This window comes from Thermoproteota archaeon, from assembly GCA_003352285.1.
Lineage (GTDB): Archaea > Thermoproteota > Nitrososphaeria > Nitrososphaerales > Nitrosopumilaceae > PXYB01.
On the sequence record QQVN01000003.1, the window covers coordinates 401104 to 427828 of the forward strand.

Here is a 26725-nt window from a genome sequence, read left to right on the forward strand (position 1 = left end):
ATTTTCTTCAAAGAAATTCATCATTAGTTTCAAAAGAATCAGAAATTAATCCCTCCAAAACAGTTTTACGATTTCCAAAGAATGTTCCCATATACTTTGCATATCGAATAAATGTCTCTGCGCTGAGAACGCCGTCATCTTCATTATTGATAATGTCTGTTATTGTGCCTGCAATTGCCTTTGCACGACGCGCTTCTATGGCTTTCATCTCCTCGTCAAATTTTTCATGTGTTTTTTCACTCCATGTAGTTCTTCCTCTAAATTCTTTTAGATATTTTCTGTTTAAATCGTCGGTTTCAAATGAACTATGTTGATGTATCATCCATAATGCATGTATTTTATCAATAAAATCTCCATTATGTTTGATGTATTTTCTTAATAATGCAAATTCTAGAAGATCATAAGCTAGTCTCTCTTCATTAAGTTTTAAACAACATTTGAGTCCCAATGATTCCATATCTGTAACTATTTCTATGGATTTTTCCATTGTACATTCTTCTAAATTTATGATTTCACAAATTAACTCTTCATTTCTGATGCAAGGATTCTTTGCATGTTTAATTATTAAAAATAAAATTAACTCTCTTATCTGAGATTCATCTTTTTTTTCTTTTAGCGCATTTGGTTCTTTGGAGATTCTCATCAAAATATCATTTATCTTACTGTCAATATCCAAAAGTAATTTTTCTAATTTTACTTTATTTTCTCCTCCCTCAGTGATTCCTTCTAAGATTCTTGTTCTTTGGGCATCTAATCTTCCAAGTTGCTGTAGAATCAGATCATCCCGTTTCTGTCTAGTTTCTTCTTTAATACTGTTGTACAGATATTGAATATCTGCATTAATTGTATTTGGATTAATCTTCATTGTCTCTGCAATCTTTCTTGCAGAATAACCAAACTCAAAGTGTAGTCTTGCAACTTCATTTCTTCTACCTTCTCTGTCGTTTTTTGTATACGGTCCACCTTTTTTTGCCTCTGTTAAAGACATGTTAGTAATTGGGACTTCTCAGATTTGGAAGATCTGTTGCATTCGGTATTGACTATTAGTCAGCTCAAAATCAACCCAATTTTGAAAATGACCTAGTTTGCACTAGTTAGTATCATGATTGGATTGTAAACTTGTAAAAAGTAACATCACTCCTTACAATGATTAAAATAAACTGAAACTTGTTTCATTCCCGTGAAAAAAGCATCTGAAACTTCCATGATTGAACCCTCTGAGTGGCTATCTCTAAACCAGTTTATTCATGACATAAAGCAGGTTGATTCTCAATGTATCTCAGTTTACTATCCGTACGGAAAGGGAAAAGAAACAATCTCGCTTTTACAAAAGACACACAGAAACAAATCTCTTGAAAAAATAGAGTTAGAGATTGAAAAGAGAATCATTCAGCTCAAAAGAAAACCAACTTCTGCAGGAAAATTCACAAAGACTATGTGCATATTTGGGTGGATAAAAAATGGTAAGATACTCACAAAGGAGATTGGTACTTCAAAGAGTCTCCCGTACATCTACATGGCAAGCAAAAAACCATACATCAAGCCATTTCGTGATATTCTAAAGGCAAACTATAACGTAATTCTTGTAACTCTTGATCAAAAAACAGCTAAAATACAAAAGATTCATGGAGATAAGATAATCCAAGAAGCAAGTCTTGGAATTGATTTGCGAGGAAGGCACAGAAAGGGAGGCCAGAGCCAGGGGAGATTCCAAAGGGCAAGAAAAACAAAGATTCACGTATTTTTCAAAAATGTTGCTGACAAGCTAAGAAAGATGGATTCAGACTCTGAGCTAATACTGATAGGTGGCACAGGCTCGGCAAAAGAAAATTTTCTTGGAATGATTGATTCTAGACTACAAGAAAAATGTATGATGGTAGATGATCTGTCATTTTCTACGCCACAAAAAGAGGTTCACAAAAAAATAATCTCCAAACTATACCGACACAGAAGAAAACATGTGTCAAGAATTATCTCAAAGTATGATGAATTAGTCAAAGAAGGATTAACTGCAAAGAAAAATGATGTTATTTACAAGGCACTACAAAACGGCAGAGTGGAGACGCTAATTGTTTCTGCCGACTATCACACAGATTCACAATTTAACAAAATAATGAAGATGCTAGAGCTTGCAAAGATGACATCGGCTAAAATAGAGTTTGTATCGTCTCCAAAAGTACTAGATAGGCTAAAAATCAATGATTCGGTCTTGGCAATACTGCGTTACCGCAAAAACTGATGCATAAAACTACAAACTCCCTTAGAAAATATTCAAAATGAATGAATTTTTTAAAAATTTGTTTGATGTTTAAAGAATAGGCCTTTTATTTCATTTTGACCTACTATTCCCTGATAACTTCTAGCTTAGTGGTCTCGGCATGAAGCTAAAAACTTCGACCACTAAACTTTGACGGTGCAAAAACTCCTCAAGATTCTACTGAAAACCTTTTTTTAACGTAGAACTAAATAATTCGTAATTGGTTTGCACGCCAACAAACCTAGAAGGGATTGTCATCAGGCAGTCCCTCTAGAAAGTTTTTTGCAAATTATTATAATGTAATCAAATACACATTTGAGAATGTCACAAATCAAGTGTGTGCTCTTTGATCTCGGAGGAGTTGTTCTAAACTGGAATAATTCCTGGCTAACTGATGAAATAAGCAAACAATTCAATCTCTCAAAGGAAAAATTTGAGCAAGAATTTGATAATCATTTAGGGGTTTTATCCTCTGGAAAGATGACTGAGAAAGAGTTTTGGGAAAGCATTAGCAAAAAGATTGATGCCTCAAATCTGATACGACAGGATTCTATCTTAGAACCGGTATTTAGAAAACTAGTATCAATTAATCAATCAGTATATTCCCTTTCCTCAAAGCTAAAAGATAACGGACTCTCAATTGGAATTCTATCAAATACTGAACCTGTCACTTATTCTGTGATAGAAAGCTTGGAGTCCTTTGATCACTTTGATTACAAGTTTTTGTCATACGAGATTGGCCTGGTAAAGCCAGATCCAAAAATATACGAACACGTTGTGAGTAATCTGCCATACAAAAAAGAGGAATTATTCTTCATAGATGATACAATACAAAATGTTCACTCTGCAAATGACTATGGATTAAGAACAGTTCAATTCCACAGTTATGATTCCCTAGTAAATGATTTAGAGCGACTAGATATTCTTTAAATCAAATCTGTATCTTTAGCAGTAATCGAGAGTTTATCTTTTTTCTAATTGGATTAAAATGAATCTTCCCATTCTTAATCAGGTAGCTCTCTTTGAGGTTCTCATCTTCGGGCAAAAACTCGTATTGAAAATTTCCAAGCTTAAGATCCTGTAGAATTATTCCTTTGATTGGGTGGTCTGATTCATCAAGATCAATCTTTTCTCTGTTTTGCATGATTACTCTAGGATAGTAATCTCGTTGAAACTTTTCAAGAACATATTTTTTCAAAAAGGTTTCATCATCGCGTGCCTTGAGCCACCAATTTGGAGATACATCCATGAAGAACACTAGCTCCTGCATACTCTAGTATACTTGTTATTTGCATTTAACACTGTTCAAAAAATTTATGATTCCCCGAGTCTTGCAAATCTGACATCATACTCTTTTTGCTTTACTGCATTGCTCCCAAATTCCGTCTCAGAGTCATACTTATTCCGTAATGTGGCAAAATACTCTCCTTTGATTCTCTCGACTTGCTCATTTGCTAAAGACAAGGCATCCTCTCTTGCATATTCTAGTATTTCATGCTCGTTTTTTCCTCGTATAGGAAATTTCTTACCCTCAAATGCTTTGGTTGCAAGGCGTCCAATCTCATCTGAATATTCCTGTGCAAGATCAAAATGCCCCTGTTCATGGTTTAGCAATTTTTCACTCATGCCAGAATCTCCCATAACAAACTCCCTAACCCAAGATAGTTTCTTTTGAAATTCTGGAATCACTGTAATCTTTGATACTGAAAAGAATCGTGGTCTGTCTGGATTATCTGCAGTAATGATGGGATTTACAAAAAATCTTATCGATGATAACGCATCGTGTTCATGGGCTGGATTTGGTTCTGCCACAAAGTCAGACCATCGTAGTTTTTGATCCTTTGACCAATGAATTATGGAATCATCACTCATGTTTTGCTCATCCCTTGAACAATTATGAATTTAATGGCATGTTTTACCCTAAATACCTCAAACTTTGTTCCTGATTTTAAAATAAAATTAGAAAGATAGTTAAGATGTCATTTACGCCTCTATCCCATGGGTAAGCGTAAGGTCCTAAACGAATCTGAACTAAAAGAGATGCAATTGCCTGCCGATGGTGAACTATTTGGCAGAGTAATCAAGATGATGGGCGGAGAAAACTTACTTGTAAAGTGTTCTGATGGTGTTACCAGAAGAGGAAGAATCAGAGGAAAGCTAAAACGAAGGGTTTGGATTCGAGATAATGATATTGTAATTATTGCTCCATGGGAGTTTGGAGACAAAGACCGAGGAGATATCTTGTGGCGTTATACATTACCACAGGTTGACTGGCTCAAGGCAAACAAGCACATCGAAGTCGACTTTTAACCAACACCTGTTTATTACCAATAATGAAATCATCTAATGATTTTTCATGCATTTCAGAATGCTCCCAGTGTTGCATTGAGCGAGAGTACTATCCTTCAAAAAAATTTGGTAAAATCGGTGTACTGATTCTACCAAAAGAAAAAAACAAAATTGAATCTCTAGTAAAAGAGCTTGGAATCAAAATTACAGTTTTGCCAAGAATTGGCATCTCAGATTCTAAATCAAAAGAACCAACTGAAATCTTGGCTTTTCAGCTAATGGGAAAGGATACCAACGGAAACACATGTCCATTTCTTGATACAGAGTCTGATTTGCGCTCTCCTCATGGGGGATTTACTTGCAAAATTTATGAGAACAGACCTTTGGCATGCAGGGCGTATCCGTTAATCGAATCCACTCCATTAACCATTGATTCAAAGTGCAAATTTTGTCAAGAGTGTGGACAACCTGATGGAAATCTCCAATCCGAATTGGAATCTCTAATTCAGATAAAGTCATCAATGCATACCGAGTCAGAAAAAATCTGGCGTTATGCAACTGGCATTGGAGAAGCAGATGATTCTGATTATATTGCAAATGGCTGGTTTGCAGAAGCAGTCGACTAAAACCTCATAATAGAGGACACATTGCTTGCATTATCATGGAGTATGACAAGCATTCTGAACGAGAAGAGGCAACTGAAAAAGTCCTATCTATACTTGAAGAGTGGGCAAAGATTCCAAGATTCATCTGGTTTAGAAAACTACAAAGAATCTCAGAAATTGAGAAAGGACTACTACGTAATGTCATAAATGATCTAAAAAAATCACGCGAAATAGTTGAGATTCATGGTGATAACAAACGAAAATTATTTTGTTTGAAAAAACACCTAAAAAAATGTCAGGAAGAAGAGAATCGATTCAGAGGAAAGGAAACAATAGCAAAGGATGGTTCCAAGACTAGAATTATTCTAGGTAAAACAAAGGCATCTGAGAGAACAAGAAAGCGCCTTGAAAAGCAATCAAGAAAAAGACAGGTAAAGGCACGTGCAAAAAAGAAAAATAAATCGGGTCGTGTAGCTTAGTCATTACCTTGGTTGAAATCTCTGATGCAGAAAAAGAAAAGCTAACTCCAGAAAAAGGATTCAATCTAGTTGGCATTGATTACTTTGAGGTTCCAGGAAACCAATTGTACCTGGTCCAGCATTTTGATGTGTATCAGGATGCACTAGCTGCAAAAAAAGACCGTACTCAGAGTGATGATTATTTTATACTATACAAGGGACCTGGCAACCAATTTTTATGCAGATAAAATTTTCTAAAAAAATGATAATTTAGTGGCTATGTCCACAGCCACATGAATCATGTCCATGGGATTCTTGTTTTTCATTTCCTGCACATTTGGCACACTTGTTAGAACCAGTGGGTGAGAAAAATCCAACTCCACAAGAAATGCATTTCATACTTGACATGTGAGTACTTTTTTGGGCCCGTATATAACCACTTGTCAAAAGCATGTCAAAACAAGACCAGATGCCCTCACCAAAGCAAACAATTCGTGTGTTCATTTATCACACACATCTGTATTATTCATATTGTACCGGATAGGAATCATGGGAGATAGATTACCAAAATTAGATTCTCATATCATAGATTACTTTCTGTATGTGGCAGAGAAGATGGAGAATCAATTAGATGATGAATCATACGCATCTGTAAAGCGACTATTTGATAAGGATGTATTCATGTATGAGAAATTTTTAAAAAATTCTCCTAATACAGAATCTTAATTCTCAAAAACCCGATCCTTACTATTTATTATTTAGTTGTAATTATCTGAATTAAATCGGGAGGGATAAAAATAGAAACTTTGAGCCAGTATGAAAAACTGTATTTTATTGAAAAGCTCATCGAGTCTGGTGATGGGGATACCGGCAGGTTAAACTTTATCAAAGAATCTCTTGAAAAAAATCAACCACTCTTCAAATCCGACCAAAAGTATCTTGATCATAAACTATCAAAATTTGATTTACAAGAAGAAATTCATGTAAAAAAAGACACATCATTACTTGATGATATCTCAAATTTGATTTCATTAGGATATGGAGACCCTGGGAGATTACATCACATTTATGCCACACTAGAATCTGGCAAAGAACTATTCAACTCTGATAAGGCATACTTGAAAAACAAACTAGAATCACTAAAAAATGAAACAAGCGCATCTTCTGAAGAAACCTATGAGAGCAGTACCCGACAAGAAAGTGATGTGACACTAGAACTAAAACAAAAGCTTGCTGATGCCAATGCCAAAATTTTACAGTTAGAGACTATAATTCAAGAAAAAAAATCAGAGATGCAAAAGCCTGCACCACAAATTCAGGAAAGTAAACCTACAAAATTACGAGGCTCCATGCCAAAAGGATGGACTCCAAATCAAGAAGTACTAGAAAAGCCAGATGATGGAGGAATTTATGAAAAGATCAAAACTGAAGAAGATAAACTAGCTGAACAAAAGCGAATCAAGGAATTAATCGAATCTCAACAATCCAAACTAACACAAATTATCTTGAATCGTGAGGAATATGAAAAACAAGTTCAAATTGAGCGTGAAAGATTAGAGAAAAAAATTAAACTTGAACGAGAAATGGTTGAAAACCAAACTAGGCTGGCAGAACAAATCAAATCAAAGCAAAATGATCTAAAAATAGCCAAAGAAGAGAGAAATCTTCTTGAGGAAGAACTCAAAAAGGAAGAAGCCGCATTAGAATCACAAGTAAGGCAACAACAATCAGAGTTGGAAAATATTCGCAAGAAATTCCACCAAATATCAAAGCAGACAGAAGAAAAGAGAAAAATGATTGAAATTGAACTACAAAAAGAAAAAGAAAAACTATCTGAGCAAAATGAAATAATCAAAGCAGTAAATGACCAAAGCGAAGTACTAGAGCAGGTAAAAACTCAGAGACAAAGCATTGAAAAACAAATTGAAGAAGAAAAAAGAAGTCTTTTAGCACAGCATCCTACCTCTGAAAAACTTGCAAAAGAAAAGATTACCTTAAAGGACATACAATCAGAAAAAACAAAGATTCAGAATCAAATAAAGAAAGAAGAAAAAGAGCTTATTCGTATACGTAAACAAAAATCAAAATTAGAAGAGCAGATTAAGGCAAGATTAGAAAAACTAGAAAAAGACAAAATAAAAGAAAATGAAAAATTATCACAGGTACTACTTGATCAAAAAAATATTATCAAAGAGATAGAGTCTGAACAAGAAAAACTAACTCATCAAGCAATTACTGCAAGAGAACTTGCAGCAAAGCAAGCCGAGATAGAAAAGACTCGTCTTGAGCGAAACAAGATTGAAAAAGAGATCAGAAAGACAAAATCTGAGTTAGCAACAATTAGACGTCAAAGCAAAAAGTTAGACAAAGATATCAACAAGAAAAAGAAGACGACTGTAAAATCAACCCCTAAAACTAGGCGCCAAAGAAAACAAAAGACCGCCTAATCTGCTAGCTTAAGGATTATCTCTTCACCGTTTCCTATTTTGACTGTGCTTGATTGCACATTTGGAATCTGTTGTATTCTCTGGGAGATTACACTCATCTCTGACCTATATTTTTCAGGATACATCATGTTGTCTATTGCGATAATTCCACCTATTCTAGTCATCTTTAATGCAATCTCAAAGTATTTCATGGTGTTTTCCTTGTCTGCATCTAAAAAAACAAAGTCAAATTGCTTATTCTCTGATAAAAACCCATTTAGAATGTTCAGTGCAATTCCGTGTCTGATATCAATAAAATCTTCAACACCTGCTTCTTGAAAATTCTTTTTTGCTCGTAGAATCTTGTTTTGATTCTTTTCTATAGTGATTATCTTTCCAGAGTTTTCTTTTATTGCATCACAAAACCAGAGAGTAGAGTATCCTGTGGATAATCCGATCTCAAGTATGTTTTTTGCTTTTATTGCTTTTAAGATGATATTGAAAAATTCTCCTGTATCTTGAGTGATTGCAAGCATCCTGTCTTCTGGTGGAACATCCACTTCTCGCATCCTTTCTTTTTGAGCTTCTTGTGTTAATCTTGAGATGACATTTTTAATCAAAGAATCCATGAATTATTTTTAATTACTGAATTGTTGCGTTTAGATGTTTTGTTAACCTAGAAATATTTTTAATGAGTTATATTGACCTGCCTGATTTTTGTGATTTGTGACATATTACACTCAAACAAATATGATGGACATGGTTGAGGACATAATCGACCTCGACTCTAAAATGAGATTTGCAGCAGTAATTGATTCCAAAGGTAAAATTCTTGAGGCAATAATGAAAAGTGGAAAACTTTCCTTAAAATCTCAAAAAGAAGAAGAGAATTTCTGTGCTCAAGTTGCAGCACGAAAAAAGATGAGGGAAAAATTTGATAAAAGTTTAGGAAAGGTCCGTTATGTACATGTGGAAAGAGAAAAGGTAACTCAAATGGTAGTTTATACAAAAAAATATTCTGTATATTTTACCATGGAGCCTGAGATGTCTATTTCAGATAAAATCAGAATTGTTACAAAAATAAAAAAGATGACATCTGCATTATAGATTGAATTTAGACTGTTTGTTGTGCACATACTAGACTATCAATACTCAAGATACCATCAATCTTTGTGGACGAGTCAATCATCGTAATATTCTTGGGAACAATTGTGGGAATTGCTGCCATTTTACCACTAGTGATTAATTTTATTTGAGATGCATCACAATCATATAGTCTGAATAAATTGTGATTTTATGGGCTCAAAACCTGTTAAAATTTTGATTGATGAGATGGATGATGGTTGGGATGAGAAACTAAAACAACTTGGTTATGATGCATATAGTGTCAAAAAACTTCGTGCAGAAGGCATGAAATTAAGAACCGATTATTCTGTGATTAACTATGCAAAAGAAAACAACATGTTGCTAATTACACGTGATACAGAAAGCGGGCAGGCATGTGAAGAAAATGATCTTCCCTATATTCTGCTTGATAATGAAGAGATCTTCCGAATTGTAGTGGAAAAATTAACCAAATTATGAGGATTTTTATCTTATTGTTACATTGATGAATTATGTCAAGCTGTGATAGACGTACCCGGGCATATAAGAACGGAAAAACATTTGACCAATGCAAGGAGATTGCTGAGAAAAAAAATACAGAGTTTCAACAAGTAATCTCTGCAAACGGCAAAATACTATGGACTGAAATTCTTGAAAACGTAGATCATGATGAGCTTGTTTACAAACTCACTTTAAAGTATCTAAGACGTGACGGTTTTGATATTGGAAATCACAAAATTCCTGAAGTAAAACCATTTACTTAAAATCTACCACACAACTTCCATCCGAATTCATCATTCTTCTAGCTAGTATGAATGGAGTTATCAATAATACAGGAATTGATATTGCAATGAAGACTGTCTGAAGCTGTGTTAAAGCAATGGTGAGTGCAATTCCGCTTGCAGTTCCAACAAAAATCGACAGCAAAGAACCAACGCATGTAGGACACGCAATGAATAATCCAGTTGCAGCACCTACTGTGCTCATTCCTCTCTTTTTCTTTGATAGCCTGATTGCATTGACTGCAATTGCCATGTTTAGTGCTACTAAATATGAGACAATTATTTGCAAAAGTAGGTTGATTGGTATTATCTGCAATCCTACATGATCTGTTATGTACACCACAATCTTTGGCATGTATCCTGGCGCATCACAACATGGAATAATGTTAGCCGATGGCACATTTACCCCATAATGATATGAGAAACTAATTTGTTCATCATACACCAAAGTCCCTGATGTTAATGAGAAGAAAATTCCATATGAGATGAATGTTATAATGAATATTTTTTGAGATTTTTTTGTAAATGAAATGGCAGCTAGCGTATGAAATATACCTGATCTTCCAACGAGTGCCTTTTTCTTTTGATAATTATACAATCCATAGGCTATCGAACCTAATGCCAGGGAAAATATGACATAAAATCCATATGATAATCTAATGTAAGAGTCAATGGCGTCAGGAGTCACCATTTCTGGGTCTTGAAATCTACCATAAACCACAAACGAGGCTATGACTGCAATTATTCCAACAATCAAAAACGGTCTGCTATTTTTTGTCGTTGCCTGCTCTGACATGATTTAGAATTTTTATGATTAGATTAAATTGTATCTTTACTTTGCCATTTGCGGCCTGAATATGTAGATAATTGCAATTATTTCCAGTCTTCCAAATATCATTAGAAATGCCATTGCCATTTTTGTTGATGGTTCCAAGTCAATTGTAATTACATCGGCCGATAATCCGCCTGTGGTGATAATTCCTGTTGCTTCAAAAAATGAATTCTCCAAGCTTGCCCCTGTCTCACCTGAAAGATATGCTCCTGCAATTCCTGCAAGCAGTGGAAACATTATCAGCATAATGATAATTGTTTTTGTTTCATTTTTTTCGCTTTGAGTTAATTCTTGTGTTCTTGATTTTCTTTTGGAAAGATATTGTTTCATGTGGATAAATCTGAAAATTTTGATTCCACCTGCAGTTGAAAATCCACAACCCCCAATGAACATTAGTATGATTAGAATGGTATGAGAAACGCTGTTAAGTGCCTCTAAACTTGTAATCTGCAATCCTGCAGTTGTGCTTGCTGAAATAGTATAGAATATTGAATCCAGAGGATCCAATCCGCTAGTGGATACAAATAAGACTATTGCGCCACCTAAGACGGCAAAGTATGTTATGACTTCTTTTCCAAGTTTTGGTGCCAAAAATCGTTTCCTGACAAATGCATAGTGGAAAGTAAATGGTAAGGCCCCAAGTATCATTGCTGCAAATAATACGATATATTCTTGCCAAAGCAAGTCTACCAAGATTGTAGAGCTTGGTAGGAATCCTCCTGTAGCAAGAGTGCTCATAGCTAGTGAAAAATTATCAATAAGATTTCTCTCGCCAAAAAAGTATAGCAACAGTGCCACAATTACAATATACAAAGTAAAGATGACTGTAATTGTACCAAATAATTCTCTCATATGCAGTGTTCTTCCAGAAATGAATCCCCTCATTGCTTGCAATTTACTTTCTGGGTAGAATGCAGTAATTACTAGGTAAATGAAACTCATTCCTCCTACAAGCTGTGTAAAGCTTCTGTAAAAGGTAAAACTTTGAGGAAGCTCTTCTGGCTTATCAAATAATGAAATCCCGCCAGTACTGAATCCAGCAGCACTTGAGAAAAATCCATTTGCAAAAGTCTCTACTGGAGTCAGATTTTCATACTGTAGGACGTAAAAGTATGGAATTGTTCCAAACAATGTTAGGATAAACAGGCTTGAGAACACAAGAATTGATGCCTGCTGAAGGTTCAGCGATGCCTTTTCCCCATACGAGTTTAGGAAAAAACCTGTCACTAATAGCAAAACTGTCGTAATGAAAATTCCTGTTGCAGTAACTGTATCGTTTAGAATAGTAGCTAAAATTGCAGGTACCAGTAATAGCACTCCAGAAAATTGTAATACAAAACCTAGGTTTCCTAGTATTGCCTTGACAGGTGGGCTAAGAAGTCTTGGCTGAGTTGCAGTTGCATCTCGTATGACATTTGCAATTGTGACTTGAAAGATCATGCCTACTACGAAATTATTTTTATCCAGGGCGGGGAGCTTTCTGATCTTATGATCCCTCATTATGTGTAATGCTTCTTGCAGTGTTGCAGATTCCTGAATGGTAATTAGCGGAGTCGTCATAATGTCCTTTAACCTTGTAGTCTCTGCATTGATCTTTGCATCAGATACTTTACTGATGATGTCTTCATCAGTTACAATTCCAATTGGTTCATTTGCTTCATTTGTAACTATGATGTCATCTGTTTCTTTATGTTGAAGCATCCTTGCTGCTTCTCGTGTAGGAGTATTTTGATCTAGCATCAACACATCTAGAGACATATAATCTGAGACTGGTTTTGTTAGAACGTAAGATACTGAACGTTCTGGTGCGGTTGACATTATTACAGCTCCTTTATCCCTAATATTTTAAGTAAGAACTGTCAAGTTTTATTGTTTATAAAAGAAATTTGTTCAAGTTGAAGCAAGTTCGATGACCCATCTTTATATGCATTAAATAATAATAAAATTTGTAGGCATGGAAATAAATCAACAACAAGAACCTGATTATGAATCAGTAAAGATCGATTATGTTGGATTTGTAGATCCTTATGCAGTTGAAGGAATGCTTGTTCTAAAATCTGATGATGGAAAAGAATTCCATATGCGGGCTTTTTCTGGCGAGGTTGCAAGACACATTGCAAGCTTTACTGAAGAGTCTCGTGATTCTGTTCCGACCATTTACAAAATGCTTGAAGAGATATGTGAAGAAAATGAATTGGTACTTGTAAAGGTAAAGATCTATGATAGTGGGGAAGTCTTACGTGCGAATCTGTATTTTACTGGAAAGAAAGATGTAGTGTTGAGAAATTATCGTGCCTCTGATGCTATGGCTTTGGCAGTATTTTACAACATACCAATCTTAGTTAGAAAAAATCTCTTAAAAGAAAAATTAGAAGCTTAGGTTACTATTTCTTCTAGTCTATCTTCTTCTTGAGCCCTCTTAATCTCCATGGCAATACGTCTTCCAATACCAAATGTCGTCCCATACTGATATTTTGTATAGGGACTAGTTGTTGCTACTATGGGATTTCCTGGAACTCTCAATGAAACATCATAGACTATGATCTCCAAATCCTTTGTAATTACGCTTTGAAGTGAGAATGGGCCAATTATTCCTGGTGGATACTCTTTTGCAACCGCCTTGACAAATTTGTCACCCATTGAGATTACCTTTTCAAGTAATGATTCTCTAATGCTTGCAGGAGTATGTCCAACTTCGATGTTTTGAATGTCAATGTTCATGTCTAGTTGTTGTTTTGCTGGCAATGCGTTATAATCATGAATGTTAGTCTGCAATCTTCTCTCTATTCCAATAAAGTCTACATGCTCCGAGATTGGTGTATGAAAATAATTAAAATTAAGATATGTTCCAATTGCTAATTCCTCAATACTAGAGTTTTCCAAATCCTTACGTGAAATAATTCCTTGTTTGATTCTCTCTTCTGATTTTTTCTTGTAATCTGAATATGATGAGACAGTAAAGAATGCTCTTTCAAGTTTTCTTGATTTTTCTTGAACTTTGACAATACTTGGCTTGTTAATGTCCTTTGGGTTTTTGAATAATTTAGGAAATTTTATTCTGGCTTTTTGAAGCAAATAGTATTGATTACGTTTGTGTGAGCGTTCTTCTGCCTGAAATAATGATCTATTTCCAAAGATTGGTACTTTGAATGAATTCTCAATTGTCTTGTATCCAAGATATGCTGTAAGGGATCTATGTGGGACAATTATTGTGTTGGTATCTCTTAACATTTTTTGGGTCTTGGCAGATGCCATGTCCTTGAACTTGTTTAATACTACAATTTCATCTGCGATTCTTCCAAATCTTTGATATGGTACTTCTCTTCCTTTTTGGCATAATACCACTGTGTTGAACTCTTCATCTTTTGCTCCATCCATTACTTCTAGTGCTGAATGGCTTCCAAGTACTCCAATTCTTACATCTCCATAATTATCAATAATTTTTTTAATGTCTGACTTTTTTATCACAAAATAATTATTTTAAAGGAGGTAATATAGCTATTTTCAAAATGTTAGGGAAACTCTTCCCAAAATTTTTCTTTTCTAGGACCAAATAATGAATGATCAATCTCATCTAGAATGGATTCCAATTCATCCAACTCTTCATATGACTCGATACCATTTTTTGATAAAGGAAGATCGTTTTCCTGTTTTGAAAGCTCAACTCCATACATCTTTGCAGTAATCCAATCGACTTCCAATACTGCATAGTCTAACTCCATACTATGGATTCTTGTTTTCTTTATTGTGATCGAGTATGTATGTAAAGATCAAACATAGTTTAGAGCATTCAAGATTTATTCATTGGATGGTTTTAGTACCTTTATGCTTTACAGCTTTGAATTATTCTTAGCAGGGATAATTTTATTTTCTGCAATGTTTGCTGGTGGTATCAGTCTTTGGATTAAACGAAGAAGAGAACAAGAAAAGAACAATTTTTCTGAAAGTGATGATAAAATTCGTCCTGAATAGTGCCAAGTCTGAATTCATCCCCAATAGATAAAATACTCTAACATCGCTGATATTTTCATGAAACTAATAATTGGCATGACTGGAAGCACCGGAGTCATCTATGGTATCAGAATGCTTGAAGTGCTGAAAAAATTATCAGTTGAAACTCACCTTGTCATGAGTGAATGGGCTGCAAAATGCATACCAATGGAAACTGAACATACTCCAGATTATGTAAAGTCACTTGCAACAACAGTATCTGATGAAAAAAACATGGCAGCAAGCGTATCTAGTGGAACACACAAAGTTAATGGAATGATTGTTGCCCCCTGTAGTATGAAGACATTATCAAGCATTGCAAACGGTTATGATGAAACATTGGTTGCACGAGCTGCTGGTGTCACAATTAAAGAATCTAGAAAATTAGTATTAATGGTACGAGAAACTCCACTGTCTGCTATTCATTTAGAGAACATGCTTAAATTATCTAGATTGGGAGTTGTTATTCTACCTCCAGTAACAGAATTTTATACAAAACCAAAATCAATAGATGACATTGTAAATCATGGTGTTGGAAAATGTCTTGATCAATTTGATATTGAACATGATTTGTACAAACGTTGGGGAAGTTAATTTAATTAAATTATTTTAGGAAAGTATCTTGCCAAAAATCACTTTTGAAAAAATTATCAAAGCTGAAAGAAACAAAGTATTTGATATTGTCTCAAATTATGAAGAATTTCAAAAGACTTTGCCCCAGTATTTTCCTTCAATTCGTGTCCGGTCTGTAAGAGATAATGTGGCCGTAGTTGAGGAACATCTATCCATTGCAGGTAGAGAACTCGTAATGATGACAAAGCACGTGATAAAATATCCAGAGTTACATGAGGTCTTTGTAATTGGGGGTGATGCCAAAGGAAGTCACATAGTTGAAAGGTTCGATTCTGTCCCTGAAGGAACAAAAATTACAGTAACTGCAAACATAAAACTGAGTGGTGCACTGAAAATTGCTGGATTATTTGCTAAAGGAAAAATCAAAAATGGTTTTGTTACAATAATGGATGAATTTGCAAAAATTGCTGAGAATTAATTTTTAGAATCTTGTTTATCTTTGAAATCTTTTAATTCCTTCTCGCCTTCGATTTTGCCTTTTTCATATTCGCCTTTTGCTTTACCAAAGGTCTTTGCGAGTTCAGGAATCTTCTTTGCACCAAATATGAAGACTACAGCAATGATAATAATGAATATCCATTCTTGACCTGCAATAAAATTGGCTAAACTGAGTCCTAGCATGCTCTATTCCAAATAACTGTAGTTGAGATTTAAATGTTCATTATTCTACATGAGTGAATTCATTTCAGATGTGGTTATTTTGTGATCTGAGTCTTTTCTTTTCTCGTCTTTCAATTAGTACCATGCCTGCAAGATAGAGTCCTATCATAGGTCCTGCAATAAACCACATTGTAACTCCGCTACCATCTGGAGTTATGGCTGCACCAAAAATAACTATTGCAACTATGGCATATCGTATGTTATTTCGCCAAAATTTTGCATCAGTTATTCCTGATGCTGATACCGCATACATGATTAGTGGAAGTTGAAAGGATATACCAAATGCTAATAGAAACTGTAAAACAAATGTAACAAAATCCATTACGTTGAGAAACGTTACTAATCCTGCAGAATCACCGTACTTGTACAAAAAATCAAGGATGTAAGGAATTACAAAAAGATATGAGAACAAACACCCTGCGATGAATAATGCTAGAGCTGGAACAAAAATTGAACGGCTAATGTGAATTTCATTTTCCTTTAGTGCAGGTTTTAGAAAACCAACTGCTTCTTTGATTATAACTGGCATGCTAACAACAATTCCAACTAGAGCTGCAATGTATACTTGAGCAAAAAAGGCTTGACCTGGTGCTGTTTGAATTAATTGAACGCCTTCGGGAACCAAATTAATTTTCATATAGTTTGTTAGCTGTGCTGCAATGTTGTTTAACGGCTCAGGTGTAGGATAAAAAAACTCAATTCCTTCAAAACTAAATGGTTCTGCATGAAATGTTATCATAAAAGCACTAATTGCAACAATAACAATAACAATTCGTAAAATGCGTTTTCTTAATTCTTCTAGATGTTTACTTAGTTCTTGAAATTCTGACATCTGAGATCTTTCATTACACAGACTATAATTTATCTACTTGCCAGGAATTGGGAGTAATTTTGCATCAGGCAGTCCGCCCTCTTTTTGTTCTTCGGGAGTAATGTCTTGAAACTCCAACGTAATAGTGGCTTTGGTCTTAAATTTACTCTCCATCTCTTTTGCTAAAGAGGCAATATCCTTTGGAGCATAGATTTCCTTTGATTCTTTTAGGATTATTCTTTCTCCCTTTTCAACCTCTTTTCCTCCAAATTTTCCTTTTAGAAAACTGGTAATTGATGGAAGCTCCTTTCTGTCGATGTTGTTGTAATAATATGAAATCCCCTTGATTGGTGTGTAGTCATATGGGGTTCCGTTTCTATACATGAACACTCCAATAAAATTTGCATTCTCTTCTGGTTCACGAACACATTTCATATCCCAATTTAGCAACTTATCTTGGTTATAGCTAAATTTCTCTACTTCATCTGGAGTTAATTTCCAATATCTTGCTCTGCCCATTTAATTTTTTTAAATCTGACCGAATATAAATTCCAACCCTAGTGCTAATCACAAAATTGGGGTGTTAATCCCTTTTATTTGATTAAGAAGATCATAAATTATGGGAATTCGAGCTACAATAGTTATAGATGAATCAAACATGGAAAAATTGCGTAATTTGCAATCAAAGATGATTCGAACATCTACAAAATCAATCAGTTTTTCAAATGTTGTAAATCAAGTGATAGAAGAAGGCTTGAAGCGTTTCAAACCCTAAGTTTTCATATTTAGTACAATAATCGGGGAACAGTTTATCTCTGAGCTAGTATTTTGTAAGATATGGCACAAACTGGAAACCAACCAACTGATTGGGAAAAACTTTGGAAACAATACACTCAATCATTAGATAACTGGAAACAAATGTTTGATTCATTTCAAAAAGCCAATTCTGAGATGCAAAAAAACTTTAACCAGGTTATGGAAAAGGCATTCTCTGAATCTTCCCCAGATACTGTTAAACAATTTGGAGAAAATTGGCAAAAAGCACTAAATCAAGCTGGAGTTGACGCATTCAAACAATTTGGAGAAAGTTTTCAAAAATCTATGACAGAAGCTAATGTTGAAGCCTGGAAACAATTTGCAGAAAACTGGCAAAAAAACTATAGCGAATCTGGAATGGATCAGATGAAAGCATATGGCGAAATGATGAAAAAATTCGCTGAAACTTGGGATTTTATGTGGCCACAAAAAACCAAAAAATAACCAAGGCTACATTCTCAATTTTATTAATTTAAGATAAACATATTATCTTTTGATAATCATGAAATTTTATGGCAGAATATATTGTTCATGTAATAATTGAAAACAAACCTGGAATCAGTGATCCTGAAGGGGATACCATCCTAAATGACCTGATATTAAAAGGAAGTTTTTCAAATGTAACAAAGGTGCGTTCTGCACAGATGCTAAAGTTTACCATAAAGGCAAAGGACAAAAATACTGCAAAGTCTCAGGTTCAAAAAATTTGTGATGACCTTAGAATTTACAATCCAATGGTCAGCAAAATCTCTTTGAATATAGAATCATAGGTACTATCATTTTCAGGATGCGATCATAACAATCATCCTAAATCAAATTTTTCTGGATTGAGATTAAATAACCAAAGAATCTACTCCAATATGTGAAGGTCGGAGTCATAGTCTTCCCTGGAAGTAATTGTGATCGAGACATGTTTCATGTCTTAACTGATGTCTTCAATCTAAAGGCACAGTACTTTTGGCATGAAAAAGGATTGCCCAAAGATCTTGATGCCATAGTTCTACCTGGTGGATTCTCATATGGTGATAGATTACGTGCGGGAGTAATTGCAGCTCATAGTCCAGTCATCAAAGATGTAAAAAAGATGGCTGAAAAAGGAACTCCTGTTTTGGGTGTTTGTAATGGATTTCAAGTTCTAGTTGAATCTGGATTGCTACCTGGTGTTCTCTTGAAAAACAATTCGCTAAATTTTATGTGTCAATGGACAAATCTTATTGTTGAGAATAACACTACGCCATTTACAAACAAGCTAAAACTTCATCAAAAGATTCCAATCCCAATTGCAAATGGAGAGGGACGATACTATGTTGATGAATCAACATTAAAACAATTAAAGAAAAAAAATCAAATTGTATTTAGATATGAGGAGACCGTTAATGGCTCCCTTGATAAGATTGCCGGAGTTTGCAATGAAGATGGAAATGTTGTTGGAATGATGCCTCATCCTGAGCGGGCAACAGAACCTGAAATTAATCCAATTGATCACAAGCCTTCCTCATTGATCTTTGAATCCCTAATTCAGAAAATTGGTGTTAAAAATTGAGCCTAGAAGAGCAAGAATTAGCTCATTTGAAATACAAAATCAAAAGAAATCCCACTCCAACTGAAATTCAAATAGTTGCAGCTGAATGGTCTGAGCATTGTTCCTACAAATCCTCAAAGAAACATCTCAAAATGCTTCCCATGACAGGGCCTCTTGTAATCTCTGAAAAAGGATATGATTCTGGGGTTTTAGATGTGGGTGATGGATATGTGGTGACAGTTCACATTGAGAGTCATAATCATCCTTCTGCAGTTGAGCCATATGGCGGTGCAGCAACCGGCGTTGGTGGCGTAATACGTGATATTCTCTCTGCAGGAACAAGACCGATAGCAATTTTTGATGGATTACGATTTGGAAACATCCAAAAAGATCAGCAAGCTAGATGGCTTTTCAAAAACGCAGTGTCTGGAATTGCAGATTATGGAAATTGTTTGGGAATTCCAACTATTGGTGGAGAAGTTGAATTTGATGACTGTTATGAAAACTATGCACTTGTCGATGTTGCAGCAATTGGATTTGGAAAAAAAGAACGATTAATCAAAAATCATGCAAACGTTGGTGATGTAGTTGTACTGCTTGGTGGTTCCACTGGTCGTGATGGAATAGGCGGCTCTCAGTTTGCATCTGATTCATTAGAAACTGAAGATCGTTCTGCAGTTCAAATTCCTGATCCTTTTATTGAAAAATTAATCATTGAAGCAATCTTAGAAGCACGTGATGCAAAACTAATTCATGCCATGAAAGATCTTGGCGGTGGTGGATTATCCTGTGCAATTTCTGAAACAGCTGATACACTTTCAATTGGAATTGAATTGGATGTAAATACCATACACACACGGGAACCTGGAATGCATCCAAATGAAATTATGACTTCAGAATCTCAGGAAAGAATGCTAATAATAACATCAAAATCAAAATTAAAAAAACTACAAGACATTTGCAAAAAGTTTTCCATAAAGTGCTCAATGATTGGTGTTGTCAAATCAAATAAAATGATGCACGTAAAAAAAGGAAAAAAGACATTTGCAAATTTACCTACTGCAATTGTGGCAAATGCACCATTATTAGACAGATCTTCAAAAAAACCACGTTATCTTGAAAAAATAAAAAGCGATGAGAAGATCAAAACTCCTTCTAACCTTTCTTCAGTATTGCTAAAATTAATTGGATGCCCAAACATTGCATCAAGACATTGGGTCTATGGTCAGTATGATCATGAAGTAGGAATACGAACTGTTACTAAACCTGGTCGTGACGCATCTGTTCTCAGACTGGATAATGGAAAATTCCTTTCCGCAAAAATCGATGGTAATCCAAAACATTGTTACCTTGACCCAAGAGAGGGTGCAATTGGATGCTTTGAGGAAGCATGCAGAAACGTTGTCTGTACTGGGGCAACTCCAATAGGGATGGTTGATCACTTGCAATTTGGAAATCCTGAAGACCCAGAAATATTTTGGACATTTTTAGAATCTCTTAAAGGATTAACAGACTTTGCAAAAGAATTCAAAATACCTTGTGTTGGCGGAAAGGTTAGCTTTTACAATGAGACTCCAAAAGGACCAATCAAACCCACTCCATTAATTGGTGTTCTTGGGTTAATTGAGAAAAAAAATCCTCAACAAGAAAAGATCTCTGAAAATGATGTTTTGATAATTATCGGTAATACAAAAAATGAGTTGGGCGGTTCTGAGTATTATGAGTACGTTCACAACTTTATTGGCGGAAAATGTCCAGCAGTTGACTTCCAATCCTCAAAACAAAATATGCAGTTTGTACTAGATGCAATTAAGAAAAATCTAGTCAAGCATGCTCATGATTGTTCTAAGGGTGGTTTGGCAATTGCGATCTCTGAACTATGTATCTGGAATGACATCGGGTGTAATGTATCAATTAACGAAATACCCTCTGAAAAAATGGCTGATGATAGAATTCTTTTCTCAGAGTCGCACTCTAGGTATCTACTTGTTTTAGACCAAAAAAATCTAAAAGAGATTGAAAATCTTCTCAAAAAATCAAAGATTCCATTTGGAATTATTGGTAAATTCAAGGGCGATCAGATAGTCTTTGAAAAAAATAAGAGCGCTATCAACCTAAGAGTTGATAAGGCACAAAAAACTTGGATGAATTCATTGAGGGAGATAATTTTACATGCCTAAAGTAAAAGAAAACTGCGGAGTAATTGGAATATTCAGTTTAGAAGGTGTAAATGTAATCCCAATGGCAATTGATGCACTACGGGCATTACAGCATAGAGGACAAGAAGCCTGGGGCATTGCAATTCCAAATAAAACGCCACTCAAAAAATTAGGATTGGTATCAAACTCCTCCTCTGACTTTAAAAAAATTGCAGAAGAATATTCATCACCTTGTGTGATTGGCCATGTACGTTACTCTACAATTGGAAGAAGTAACTTGGATAATGCCCAGCCTCTAAAGGTAAAGGATCTCTGTGTTGCACATAATGGAACCATCGCAAATGTTCAAGAATTATCAAACATGGTTGGTGGCTGTTCTTTTACTCCTCAAAATGCAAGTGATACGCTTGTTGCTGCACAACGCCTAGTCTCATTAATCTCAGAAAAAGGAAAGATTGGTCCTGCCTTATCGATATTAAAAAATGAAATGATTGGCTCGTATTGTTTTACTTTTCTATCCGATGATCATTCAGTTTATGCAGCAAGAGATCCAAAGGGATTTCGACCAATGGTATTAGGCCATAAAGAAGACAGCAATACATACATTGTAGCATCTGAATCTTCAGCACTATCTGCAATTGGTGCAAGACTTGAGCGTGATGTTAAGCCTGGTGAATTAATCAAGCTTAGCAAAGATGGTATTGAAAATGAAATGTTTTCTAATGATAATAAAAGGGCTCACTGTTCTTTTGAATTTACATATTTCGCACATCCATCAAGCAACATGGAAGGCGCAAACATCTACGTTGCAAGAAAAAATATTGGTAAATTCCTTGCAAAAAAATTCCCTATAAAAGATGCAGACTTGGTCATTCCAGTTCCAGATTCTGCAAGGCCTGCTGCATTGGGCTTTGCACAAGAATTGGGAGTGCCTTTTGATGAAGGACTCTTAAAAGATCGTTACAGCAAAAAAGGTCCACTACGAAGTTTCATCGAACCTCACCAAAGCGACAGAATAGAAATTAATCGCTGGATTATTCCAATTCGTGAAATAATTGAGGGCAAACATGTTGTTGTAGTTGATGATAGTTTAGTTCGTGGTACTAGCTCAAAAGCCATTATCAAAGCATTAAGACGTGCAGGAGCTAAGAAAATAAGCATGGTGATTACGTATCCTCCAATTCGTTTCCCATGTTATGCAGGAATTGACTTTCCATCTAGAGATGAGCTTGCAACATTTGTTGAGGGAGAAAATGTCTCTGAAGAAAAAATCATTGAAAAAGTTCGTTCTGATATTGGTGCAGACTTTCTTGGGTACAATGATGCAGAAAACCTTGCAGAAGCAGTAGGTATTGAAAAGGATTCAATGTGTTTTACTTGTTCAACTGGTAATTATGACTCACTAGGTATACAACCAGAATTTAAAACTAGAATTGAGATGAAAGGTGAATAAAATGGAGACCGCATATGTTCTAGTAAAAAGTTCAATGGCTCATGAGATGGAAGTTATGAATGCAATTTTACGCATTGATGCTGTAAAAGAAGCACAAGGAACATTTGGAGTTTACGATATCTTTGTAAAGATTCAGGCCAACTCTTCAAAAGAGATTGAAGATGTTATAACAAAACAAATTCGTAGAATCCCAAATGTACTGTCTACTACAACCCTTTCTGTCATTCCTGAGCAAGGCGGAAAATAATATTCTAGTTTGAATCCATTATTCCAACTCAGTACAAGAAATTATGATAAAGAATTAGAACTTGTTAGAAAAGCAATGCAAGAACTAGAAACAACTTGTAATGTAAAAAATGGTTTTGAAATCTTTCCTCCTTCAAACATGGCAGGTTGGACATTTTTTAATTTGCAATTATCTCCTGAATTATTATCTGTCATAGAAACATCTGGGATGATGGAAGGTGCTTTAGGGTTTAGAATTGGTGAACAAGTTAAAAATTTTGTAGGACATTATCTTGAATCAAAAGGTAGTCAAGTTAGGATTAAACAAATCAATTATTGATAAAAAATTTTTTTAAATATGAATATTTTTTATCTATATTATGAAAGCAATCTGGAATGATACTGTCATAGCAGAAAGCGATGATACTGTAGTAGTTGAAGGAAATCACTACTTTCCTGCAGAATCTATCAAGAAGGAGTATTTCATTCAAAGTGACATGACTACAAGATGTGGGTGGAAAGGAATGGCAAACTACTATTCTGTAACAATTAATGGAAAAACCAACAAAGACTGTGCATGGTACTATGCAGAACCTAATGATGCTGCTAAAAAAATTAAAGGCAGAATTGCATTTTGGAACGGCGTTCAAGTAATTTCTTGATGAATTTTTAATTATTAGATAGGCATTTTGTAAATGTGGATCGATACAAGCTATTGCTAGCTGTCGGCATTGGTTCAATTGGTATAATTGCCATTGTAATTACCATGGATATTTCAAAAATCGCTATTGCCACTCAAGATTATGACATCTATGTAGATCCATTGCTTGATGAACAAAATCTGTTTGTTATGGGTCGAGTTACAATACAAAACACTGGACACAAGACACTCACAAATATCAAAGTAAATTTTGGCGGTGGTGATGTGTTGGAGTTAGGATCTCTGAATGCAGGAAAGAAGGTCATTGTTTCTCCTCCTCCTGATAATGAAATGAAGTATGTTATCGTAACTGCTGACAATGATATTTTTGTAAATAAGGCGTATAGAACACCACCAAAGATGGTAGGAATGATGGGTTCCTAGTTTGGGAGCAGTTAAATCTCCTTATTTTCAATTTTAATTGCTTGAAATTTCTTACTTCGGGAAAAGTAAAAGACATCTACGAGTTTACTGAGACTGAAATTTTATTCAAATTTAGTAATAGGGTTTCTGCATATGATGTAAAATTCAAAGAAGAGATTCCAAAGAAAGGAGAAGTACTTTGCAAGTTTGCAGAATTTTGGTTTGAAAAACTATCTGTAAAGAATCATTTTGTTAAACGCAGCTCTGATACTGAAATAATTGTAAAAAAAATGAAAATGTTGCCAATTGAATGTGTTGTGCGTGGTTATTTTTATGGAAGTTTAGTGAATCGCTGGAAATCCGGCACCGTAACTTTACCTAAAAACACTCAAACAGAACTTGCAGCAAAACTTACCGAACCAATTTTTGATCCTACTACAAAGTCTGAGCATGACATTCCAATAACAAAACAATCTGCCATTGAGATGAATCTTGTAAGTAATGACGAATATGATTGGCTTTCTTCAAATTCAATTGAAATTTACAAAAAGATGTCTAAAATTGCTGATGATGCCGGTTTCATTTTAGCTGATCTTAAACTGGAATTTGGAAAATTAGATGGGGAAATAACTTTAGGTGATTCTATTGGTCCTGATGAATACCGATTATGGTTAAAGGATGATTATAAGGTTGGGAAAATCCAAGAGGCATATGACAAACAATTACTACGTGATTGGTTGACTGCAAATGGATATCAAAAACAATTTGACACTCAACGGGAACAAGGAATTGAACCTACTCCACCATCAATTCCTTCTGATATCATTCAAAGAATGACACAAAGATATGTGACTGCATATCAGCGCCTTACTGGCCACGCTCTATAACTCGAATTTCATATTTTCTGGATTTGCCTCTCTTGCCCTATTTGGCATATTGGCCCAGATATTGCTGGCATTGCATCAAATTTTTTAATTTTTTTAACTTTTTTTGTTTTGTTACGATAATTATTGTTCTACTATCAAATTATTAGTAGTGCTAGGATAAACTTTGTTTTGATTACGAAATTATTCATTATGCTATTACACTTTTAATAACGAAAAAAAATTGATGCTATTAGACAAAAAAATGTGATATGATTAACTTTTAGCTAACTTGTAAACAAGTCAGTAGGATGTCAACTCTGCTAGAGAAACAAATCGAAATCAATAGAATTGTCACAACAAGTGTTGATCAGGCACGTGCAATAGAAGACCCTGCACGAGCAAAAGTCCTGGAAATTTTGTACCGAAAATCATATTCGGCAGAACAGATTACAAACGAGCTAAAAAAATCTGGGTACAAAAAGGCCTTGACTACTATTCGGCATCATTTGGACATTCTAAAAGAAGCTGGATTGATTGAGATTGTTAAAATTCAAGAAAGTAGAGGAGCAATAACCAAATACTATGGAACATCAACGAAACTGCTTGGGTATAATGCCCCCGAAGATTTTGACGCCAAATATTCTTCTGTGATCAAGAACACCTCCAAAAAATTAGAAGACATATTCAAAACCCTAGCCCCAAAGGCCGCTCCGAAAACTAAGAAGCAAAAATTAGATCCTGCATACTCTCAGTATGTGCTACTGGAGATAATGAACCGTGCTATGACTAAGGTTATGGAAAATACCTTTGGTCAAACCAAGAAGACAAAGAAAAACTAGCAGGTTGGAAAGACCTAAAAAAAGCTGGAAGAATATCCTACTATGGTCAGGGTATTCTATACGCAAAAAACAGAGAATATTCTCCAAAAGATGGAGCTCTCAGAGTGGAGAATGCGCATACAAGAACAACTAGAACAGACGCATCAAGAAATGTCTGATAACTGGAAGATGTGTGCAATAGGTGAACGAATAAAACTTGAAGGAAAAGAACTAGAATCGATCAAGGATCTTTCCCCAGAAGCTATCAAATTGGGCTATGATTTCTCTGTGGCATTACAAGAACGTGATAATCAAAAGGCATTAGAAATTATTGAAAAAATTGAATTGTTAGATACGATTTGGCGTGCAAACTAAAATGAATTCAAAAGCAATTTCATTACTCAATGACAAAAACTTAGTCTACATTGCAACATTGATGAAAGATGGTGCTCCTCAACTTTCTCCTGTATGGGCAAATTATGAGAATGAACACATTCTAGTTAATACTGCAGAGGGAAGAATAAAGCACAAAAATGTTCTTCGTGATCCTCGAGTTGCAATTTCTGTTGTGTCAAATTCTAATCCTCTTGATATGACTACAATTCGTGGTACTGTTGTAAAAATAATTCCTGATTATGATTACAATCATGCAGATAAACTTACAAAAAAATATCTAAACATGGAACATTATCCTTTCAAACGCCCAGGTGAGAAGAGAATTATTCTTAAAATTAAACCTGAACGTGTTTTTGTTTTGCCAGAATTAAAAATGAATCAAGAGTAAAATTAATTATGTTTCTAAACTCGAATTTAGAAATATTCTATATCAACAACTGTAAATCTTAACGATACCAAATAGAATCATGCGACCCTTAAATGATTCTGATAGTGTATTTTCCTCAGGAAAGCCAAAAAAGATTCCTTGGTTTTTTTACTTGGTACTTGGGGGAATAATA

37 protein-coding genes are annotated in these 26725 nt (G+C 34.9%); 26 read left to right on the top strand and 11 right to left on the bottom strand.

What is annotated here, in order from left to right; translation table 11 throughout:
* Nucleotides 1–7 precede the first annotated feature (7 nt).
* Nucleotides 8–988, bottom strand: coding sequence for a hypothetical protein (locus tag DWQ18_03955; protein RDJ34063.1), 981 nt, complete (start codon nucleotides 986–988; stop codon nucleotides 8–10).
* A gap of 216 nt (nucleotides 989–1204) precedes the next feature.
* Here DWQ18_03955 and DWQ18_03960 point away from each other — a divergent pair, with 216 nt between their 5' ends.
* Complete coding sequence (locus DWQ18_03960) at nucleotides 1205–2239, top strand: peptide chain release factor 1 (GenBank protein ID RDJ34351.1); 1035 nt, start codon at nucleotides 1205–1207, stop codon at nucleotides 2237–2239.
* Nucleotides 2240–2578: 339 nt separating this feature from the next.
* Nucleotides 2579–3187: an HAD family phosphatase gene (locus DWQ18_03965; protein RDJ34064.1), complete on the top strand. Its 609-nt coding sequence runs from the start codon at nucleotides 2579–2581 to the stop codon at nucleotides 3185–3187.
* Between the two features lies 1 nt (nucleotide 3188).
* Here DWQ18_03965 and DWQ18_03970 read toward each other — a convergent pair whose 3' ends face one another.
* Together DWQ18_03970 and DWQ18_03975 are read right to left on the bottom strand one after the other, a co-directional pair.
* On the bottom strand, nucleotides 3189–3527 hold the full coding sequence (locus DWQ18_03970; protein ID RDJ34065.1) for a hypothetical protein: 339 nt from the start codon (nucleotides 3525–3527) through the stop codon (nucleotides 3189–3191).
* A 44-nt stretch (nucleotides 3528–3571) separates the two neighbouring features.
* Entirely contained in the window at nucleotides 3572–4129 is a 558-nt protein-coding gene (locus DWQ18_03975; GenBank protein RDJ34066.1) for a hypothetical protein, read from the bottom strand.
* A 126-nt stretch (nucleotides 4130–4255) separates the two neighbouring features.
* Between DWQ18_03975 and DWQ18_03980 the strand changes: the two genes are divergently transcribed.
* The 5 genes from DWQ18_03980 to DWQ18_04000 all read left to right on the top strand — a co-directional run bounded on the left by DWQ18_03980 (nucleotide 4256) and on the right by DWQ18_04000 (nucleotide 8056).
* Nucleotides 4256–4567 (top strand): translation initiation factor 1A, encoded by a 312-nt coding sequence (locus tag DWQ18_03980; protein RDJ34067.1) that lies wholly within the window; start codon nucleotides 4256–4258, stop codon nucleotides 4565–4567.
* Nucleotides 4568–4590: 23 nt separating this feature from the next.
* The gene (locus DWQ18_03985) at nucleotides 4591–5172 is read left to right on the top strand and encodes a YkgJ family cysteine cluster protein (protein ID RDJ34068.1); all 582 of its coding nucleotides are present in this window, start codon (nucleotides 4591–4593) and stop codon (nucleotides 5170–5172) included.
* Between the two features lie 32 nt (nucleotides 5173–5204).
* Nucleotides 5205–5630 carry a hypothetical protein gene (locus DWQ18_03990; protein ID RDJ34069.1) on the top strand — a complete coding sequence of 142 codons (426 nt, stop codon included), beginning with the start codon at nucleotides 5205–5207 and terminating at the stop codon, nucleotides 5628–5630.
* Nucleotides 5631–5638: 8 nt separating this feature from the next.
* Nucleotides 5639–5857 (top strand): hypothetical protein, encoded by a 219-nt coding sequence (locus tag DWQ18_03995; protein ID RDJ34070.1) that lies wholly within the window; start codon nucleotides 5639–5641, stop codon nucleotides 5855–5857.
* Between the two features lie 558 nt (nucleotides 5858–6415).
* Nucleotides 6416–8056 carry a hypothetical protein gene (locus tag DWQ18_04000; GenBank protein ID RDJ34071.1) on the top strand — a complete coding sequence of 547 codons (1641 nt, stop codon included), beginning with the start codon at nucleotides 6416–6418 and terminating at the stop codon, nucleotides 8054–8056.
* Here the strand turns inward: DWQ18_04000 and DWQ18_04005 are convergent.
* The gene (locus DWQ18_04005; GenBank protein RDJ34072.1) at nucleotides 8053–8664 is read right to left on the bottom strand and encodes an O-methyltransferase; all 612 of its coding nucleotides are present in this window, start codon (nucleotides 8662–8664) and stop codon (nucleotides 8053–8055) included. The two genes, DWQ18_04000 and DWQ18_04005, sit on opposite strands and share 4 nt — an antisense overlap.
* A 121-nt stretch (nucleotides 8665–8785) precedes the next feature.
* Here DWQ18_04005 and DWQ18_04010 point away from each other — a divergent pair, with 121 nt between their 5' ends.
* From DWQ18_04010 to DWQ18_04020, 3 genes are all read left to right on the top strand, one after another.
* Entirely contained in the window at nucleotides 8786–9142 is a 357-nt protein-coding gene (locus DWQ18_04010; protein RDJ34073.1) for a hypothetical protein, read from the top strand.
* Between the two features lie 189 nt (nucleotides 9143–9331).
* A complete protein-coding gene (locus DWQ18_04015) occupies nucleotides 9332–9619 on the top strand; it encodes a hypothetical protein (GenBank protein ID RDJ34074.1) in 288 nt (95 codons plus the stop codon).
* 32 nt (nucleotides 9620–9651) lie between these two features.
* Nucleotides 9652–9903, top strand: a complete 252-nt coding sequence (locus tag DWQ18_04020; GenBank protein RDJ34075.1) for a hypothetical protein — start codon at nucleotides 9652–9654, stop codon at nucleotides 9901–9903.
* Here the strand turns inward: DWQ18_04020 and DWQ18_04025 are convergent.
* Together DWQ18_04025 and DWQ18_04030 are read right to left on the bottom strand one after the other, a co-directional pair.
* Nucleotides 9896–10717 (bottom strand): hypothetical protein, encoded by an 822-nt coding sequence (locus DWQ18_04025; protein ID RDJ34076.1) that lies wholly within the window; start codon nucleotides 10715–10717, stop codon nucleotides 9896–9898. The two genes, DWQ18_04020 and DWQ18_04025, sit on opposite strands and share 8 nt — an antisense overlap.
* A gap of 36 nt (nucleotides 10718–10753) precedes the next feature.
* Complete coding sequence (locus tag DWQ18_04030) at nucleotides 10754–12571, bottom strand: CBS domain-containing protein (protein RDJ34077.1); 1818 nt, start codon at nucleotides 12569–12571, stop codon at nucleotides 10754–10756.
* Between the two features lie 136 nt (nucleotides 12572–12707).
* Here DWQ18_04030 and DWQ18_04035 point away from each other — a divergent pair, with 136 nt between their 5' ends.
* Complete coding sequence (locus tag DWQ18_04035) at nucleotides 12708–13133, top strand: hypothetical protein (protein ID RDJ34078.1); 426 nt, start codon at nucleotides 12708–12710, stop codon at nucleotides 13131–13133.
* Here DWQ18_04035 and DWQ18_04040 read toward each other — a convergent pair.
* Nucleotides 13130–14221, bottom strand: a complete 1092-nt coding sequence (locus DWQ18_04040) for a DUF1297 domain-containing protein (protein ID RDJ34079.1) — start codon at nucleotides 14219–14221, stop codon at nucleotides 13130–13132. The genes DWQ18_04035 and DWQ18_04040 overlap by 4 nt on opposite strands.
* Nucleotides 14222–14265: 44 nt before the next feature.
* Nucleotides 14266–14475 (bottom strand): hypothetical protein, encoded by a 210-nt coding sequence (locus tag DWQ18_04045; protein RDJ34080.1) that lies wholly within the window; start codon nucleotides 14473–14475, stop codon nucleotides 14266–14268.
* 307 nt (nucleotides 14476–14782) lie between these two features.
* Between DWQ18_04045 and DWQ18_04050 the strand changes: the two genes are divergently transcribed.
* Complete coding sequence (locus DWQ18_04050; GenBank protein RDJ34081.1) at nucleotides 14783–15337, top strand: UbiX family flavin prenyltransferase; 555 nt, start codon at nucleotides 14783–14785, stop codon at nucleotides 15335–15337.
* Between the two features lie 28 nt (nucleotides 15338–15365).
* Nucleotides 15366–15794: an SRPBCC family protein gene (locus tag DWQ18_04055; GenBank protein ID RDJ34082.1), complete on the top strand. Its 429-nt coding sequence runs from the start codon at nucleotides 15366–15368 to the stop codon at nucleotides 15792–15794.
* Here DWQ18_04055 and DWQ18_04060 read toward each other — a convergent pair.
* From DWQ18_04060 to DWQ18_04070, 3 genes are all read right to left on the bottom strand, one after another.
* Nucleotides 15791–15997: a translocase gene (locus DWQ18_04060; GenBank protein ID RDJ34083.1), complete on the bottom strand. Its 207-nt coding sequence runs from the start codon at nucleotides 15995–15997 to the stop codon at nucleotides 15791–15793. The two genes, DWQ18_04055 and DWQ18_04060, sit on opposite strands and share 4 nt — an antisense overlap.
* 64 nt (nucleotides 15998–16061) lie before the next feature.
* Complete coding sequence (tatC, locus tag DWQ18_04065) at nucleotides 16062–16868, bottom strand: twin-arginine translocase subunit TatC (protein ID RDJ34084.1); 807 nt, start codon at nucleotides 16866–16868, stop codon at nucleotides 16062–16064.
* 33 nt (nucleotides 16869–16901) lie between these two features.
* On the bottom strand, nucleotides 16902–17366 hold the full coding sequence (locus DWQ18_04070; protein ID RDJ34085.1) for a hypothetical protein: 465 nt from the start codon (nucleotides 17364–17366) through the stop codon (nucleotides 16902–16904).
* Nucleotides 17367–17684: 318 nt separating this feature from the next.
* Between DWQ18_04070 and DWQ18_04075 the strand changes: the two genes are divergently transcribed.
* From DWQ18_04075 to DWQ18_04135, 13 genes are all read left to right on the top strand, one after another.
* Nucleotides 17685–18107, top strand: a complete 423-nt coding sequence (locus DWQ18_04075; protein ID RDJ34086.1) for a hypothetical protein — start codon at nucleotides 17685–17687, stop codon at nucleotides 18105–18107.
* Nucleotides 18108–18175: 68 nt separating this feature from the next.
* Nucleotides 18176–18433, top strand: coding sequence for a phosphoribosylformylglycinamidine synthase, purS protein (gene purS, locus DWQ18_04080; GenBank protein ID RDJ34087.1), 258 nt, complete (start codon nucleotides 18176–18178; stop codon nucleotides 18431–18433).
* A gap of 92 nt (nucleotides 18434–18525) precedes the next feature.
* On the top strand, nucleotides 18526–19206 hold the full coding sequence (locus DWQ18_04085; protein RDJ34088.1) for a phosphoribosylformylglycinamidine synthase subunit PurQ: 681 nt from the start codon (nucleotides 18526–18528) through the stop codon (nucleotides 19204–19206).
* A complete protein-coding gene (gene purL / locus DWQ18_04090; GenBank protein ID RDJ34089.1) occupies nucleotides 19203–21365 on the top strand; it encodes a phosphoribosylformylglycinamidine synthase subunit PurL in 2163 nt (720 codons plus the stop codon). Before DWQ18_04085 ends, purL begins: the two co-directional genes overlap by 4 nt.
* Entirely contained in the window at nucleotides 21358–22797 is a 1440-nt protein-coding gene (purF, locus tag DWQ18_04095) for an amidophosphoribosyltransferase (protein RDJ34090.1), read from the top strand. The genes purL and purF overlap by 8 nt, the downstream gene beginning before the upstream one ends.
* 1 nt (nucleotide 22798) lies before the next feature.
* Complete coding sequence (locus tag DWQ18_04100) at nucleotides 22799–23044, top strand: Lrp/AsnC family transcriptional regulator (protein RDJ34091.1); 246 nt, start codon at nucleotides 22799–22801, stop codon at nucleotides 23042–23044.
* Nucleotides 23045–23053: 9 nt separating this feature from the next.
* Nucleotides 23054–23362 (top strand): hypothetical protein, encoded by a 309-nt coding sequence (locus DWQ18_04105; protein RDJ34092.1) that lies wholly within the window; start codon nucleotides 23054–23056, stop codon nucleotides 23360–23362.
* 40 nt (nucleotides 23363–23402) lie between these two features.
* Entirely contained in the window at nucleotides 23403–23684 is a 282-nt protein-coding gene (locus DWQ18_04110) for a DUF427 domain-containing protein (protein RDJ34093.1), read from the top strand.
* Nucleotides 23685–23719: 35 nt separating this feature from the next.
* Nucleotides 23720–24106 (top strand): hypothetical protein, encoded by a 387-nt coding sequence (locus DWQ18_04115; GenBank protein ID RDJ34094.1) that lies wholly within the window; start codon nucleotides 23720–23722, stop codon nucleotides 24104–24106.
* Nucleotides 24107–24147: 41 nt separating this feature from the next.
* Entirely contained in the window at nucleotides 24148–24972 is an 825-nt protein-coding gene (purC, locus tag DWQ18_04120) for a phosphoribosylaminoimidazolesuccinocarboxamide synthase (GenBank protein RDJ34095.1), read from the top strand.
* A gap of 287 nt (nucleotides 24973–25259) precedes the next feature.
* On the top strand, nucleotides 25260–25790 hold the full coding sequence (locus DWQ18_04125; GenBank protein RDJ34096.1) for an ArsR family transcriptional regulator: 531 nt from the start codon (nucleotides 25260–25262) through the stop codon (nucleotides 25788–25790).
* A 42-nt stretch (nucleotides 25791–25832) separates the two neighbouring features.
* On the top strand, nucleotides 25833–26144 hold the full coding sequence (locus DWQ18_04130) for a hypothetical protein (protein RDJ34097.1): 312 nt from the start codon (nucleotides 25833–25835) through the stop codon (nucleotides 26142–26144).
* 1 nt (nucleotide 26145) lies between these two features.
* Complete coding sequence (locus DWQ18_04135) at nucleotides 26146–26553, top strand: PPOX class F420-dependent oxidoreductase (GenBank protein RDJ34098.1); 408 nt, start codon at nucleotides 26146–26148, stop codon at nucleotides 26551–26553.
* Nucleotides 26554–26725 lie beyond the last annotated feature (172 nt).

Bases quoted from the DNA above. Each gene is read 5' to 3' on its own strand.
- DWQ18_03955 (RDJ34063.1), bottom strand. From the start codon at position 988: ATGTCTTTAACAGAGGCAAAAAAAGGTGGACCGTATACAAAAAACGAC.
- DWQ18_03960 (RDJ34351.1), top strand. From the start codon at position 1,205: ATGATTGAACCCTCTGAGTGGCTATCTCTAAACCAGTTTATTCATGAC.
- DWQ18_03965 (RDJ34064.1), top strand. From the start codon at position 2,579: ATGTCACAAATCAAGTGTGTGCTCTTTGATCTCGGAGGAGTTGTTCTA.
- DWQ18_03970 (RDJ34065.1), bottom strand. From the start codon at position 3,527: ATGCAGGAGCTAGTGTTCTTCATGGATGTATCTCCAAATTGGTGGCTC.
- DWQ18_03975 (RDJ34066.1), bottom strand. From the start codon at position 4,129: ATGAGTGATGATTCCATAATTCATTGGTCAAAGGATCAAAAACTACGA.
- DWQ18_03980 (RDJ34067.1), top strand. From the start codon at position 4,256: ATGGGTAAGCGTAAGGTCCTAAACGAATCTGAACTAAAAGAGATGCAA.
- DWQ18_03985 (RDJ34068.1), top strand. From the start codon at position 4,591: ATGAAATCATCTAATGATTTTTCATGCATTTCAGAATGCTCCCAGTGT.
- DWQ18_04005 (RDJ34072.1), bottom strand. From the start codon at position 8,664: ATGGATTCTTTGATTAAAAATGTCATCTCAAGATTAACACAAGAAGCT.
- DWQ18_04010 (RDJ34073.1), top strand. From the start codon at position 8,786: ATGATGGACATGGTTGAGGACATAATCGACCTCGACTCTAAAATGAGA.
- DWQ18_04015 (RDJ34074.1), top strand. From the start codon at position 9,332: ATGGGCTCAAAACCTGTTAAAATTTTGATTGATGAGATGGATGATGGT.
- DWQ18_04020 (RDJ34075.1), top strand. From the start codon at position 9,652: ATGTCAAGCTGTGATAGACGTACCCGGGCATATAAGAACGGAAAAACA.
- DWQ18_04025 (RDJ34076.1), bottom strand. From the start codon at position 10,717: ATGTCAGAGCAGGCAACGACAAAAAATAGCAGACCGTTTTTGATTGTT.
- DWQ18_04030 (RDJ34077.1), bottom strand. From the start codon at position 12,571: ATGTCAACCGCACCAGAACGTTCAGTATCTTACGTTCTAACAAAACCA.
- DWQ18_04035 (RDJ34078.1), top strand. From the start codon at position 12,708: ATGGAAATAAATCAACAACAAGAACCTGATTATGAATCAGTAAAGATC.
- DWQ18_04045 (RDJ34080.1), bottom strand. From the start codon at position 14,475: ATGGAGTTAGACTATGCAGTATTGGAAGTCGATTGGATTACTGCAAAG.
- DWQ18_04050 (RDJ34081.1), top strand. From the start codon at position 14,783: ATGAAACTAATAATTGGCATGACTGGAAGCACCGGAGTCATCTATGGT.
- DWQ18_04060 (RDJ34083.1), bottom strand. From the start codon at position 15,997: ATGCTAGGACTCAGTTTAGCCAATTTTATTGCAGGTCAAGAATGGATA.
- tatC (RDJ34084.1), bottom strand. From the start codon at position 16,868: ATGTCAGAATTTCAAGAACTAAGTAAACATCTAGAAGAATTAAGAAAA.
- DWQ18_04070 (RDJ34085.1), bottom strand. From the start codon at position 17,366: ATGGGCAGAGCAAGATATTGGAAATTAACTCCAGATGAAGTAGAGAAA.
- DWQ18_04075 (RDJ34086.1), top strand. From the start codon at position 17,685: ATGGCACAAACTGGAAACCAACCAACTGATTGGGAAAAACTTTGGAAA.
- purS (RDJ34087.1), top strand. From the start codon at position 18,176: ATGGCAGAATATATTGTTCATGTAATAATTGAAAACAAACCTGGAATC.
- purF (RDJ34090.1), top strand. From the start codon at position 21,358: ATGCCTAAAGTAAAAGAAAACTGCGGAGTAATTGGAATATTCAGTTTA.
- DWQ18_04100 (RDJ34091.1), top strand. From the start codon at position 22,799: ATGGAGACCGCATATGTTCTAGTAAAAAGTTCAATGGCTCATGAGATG.
- DWQ18_04110 (RDJ34093.1), top strand. From the start codon at position 23,403: ATGAAAGCAATCTGGAATGATACTGTCATAGCAGAAAGCGATGATACT.
- DWQ18_04125 (RDJ34096.1), top strand. From the start codon at position 25,260: ATGTCAACTCTGCTAGAGAAACAAATCGAAATCAATAGAATTGTCACA.
- DWQ18_04130 (RDJ34097.1), top strand. From the start codon at position 25,833: ATGGTCAGGGTATTCTATACGCAAAAAACAGAGAATATTCTCCAAAAG.
- DWQ18_04135 (RDJ34098.1), top strand. From the start codon at position 26,146: ATGAATTCAAAAGCAATTTCATTACTCAATGACAAAAACTTAGTCTAC.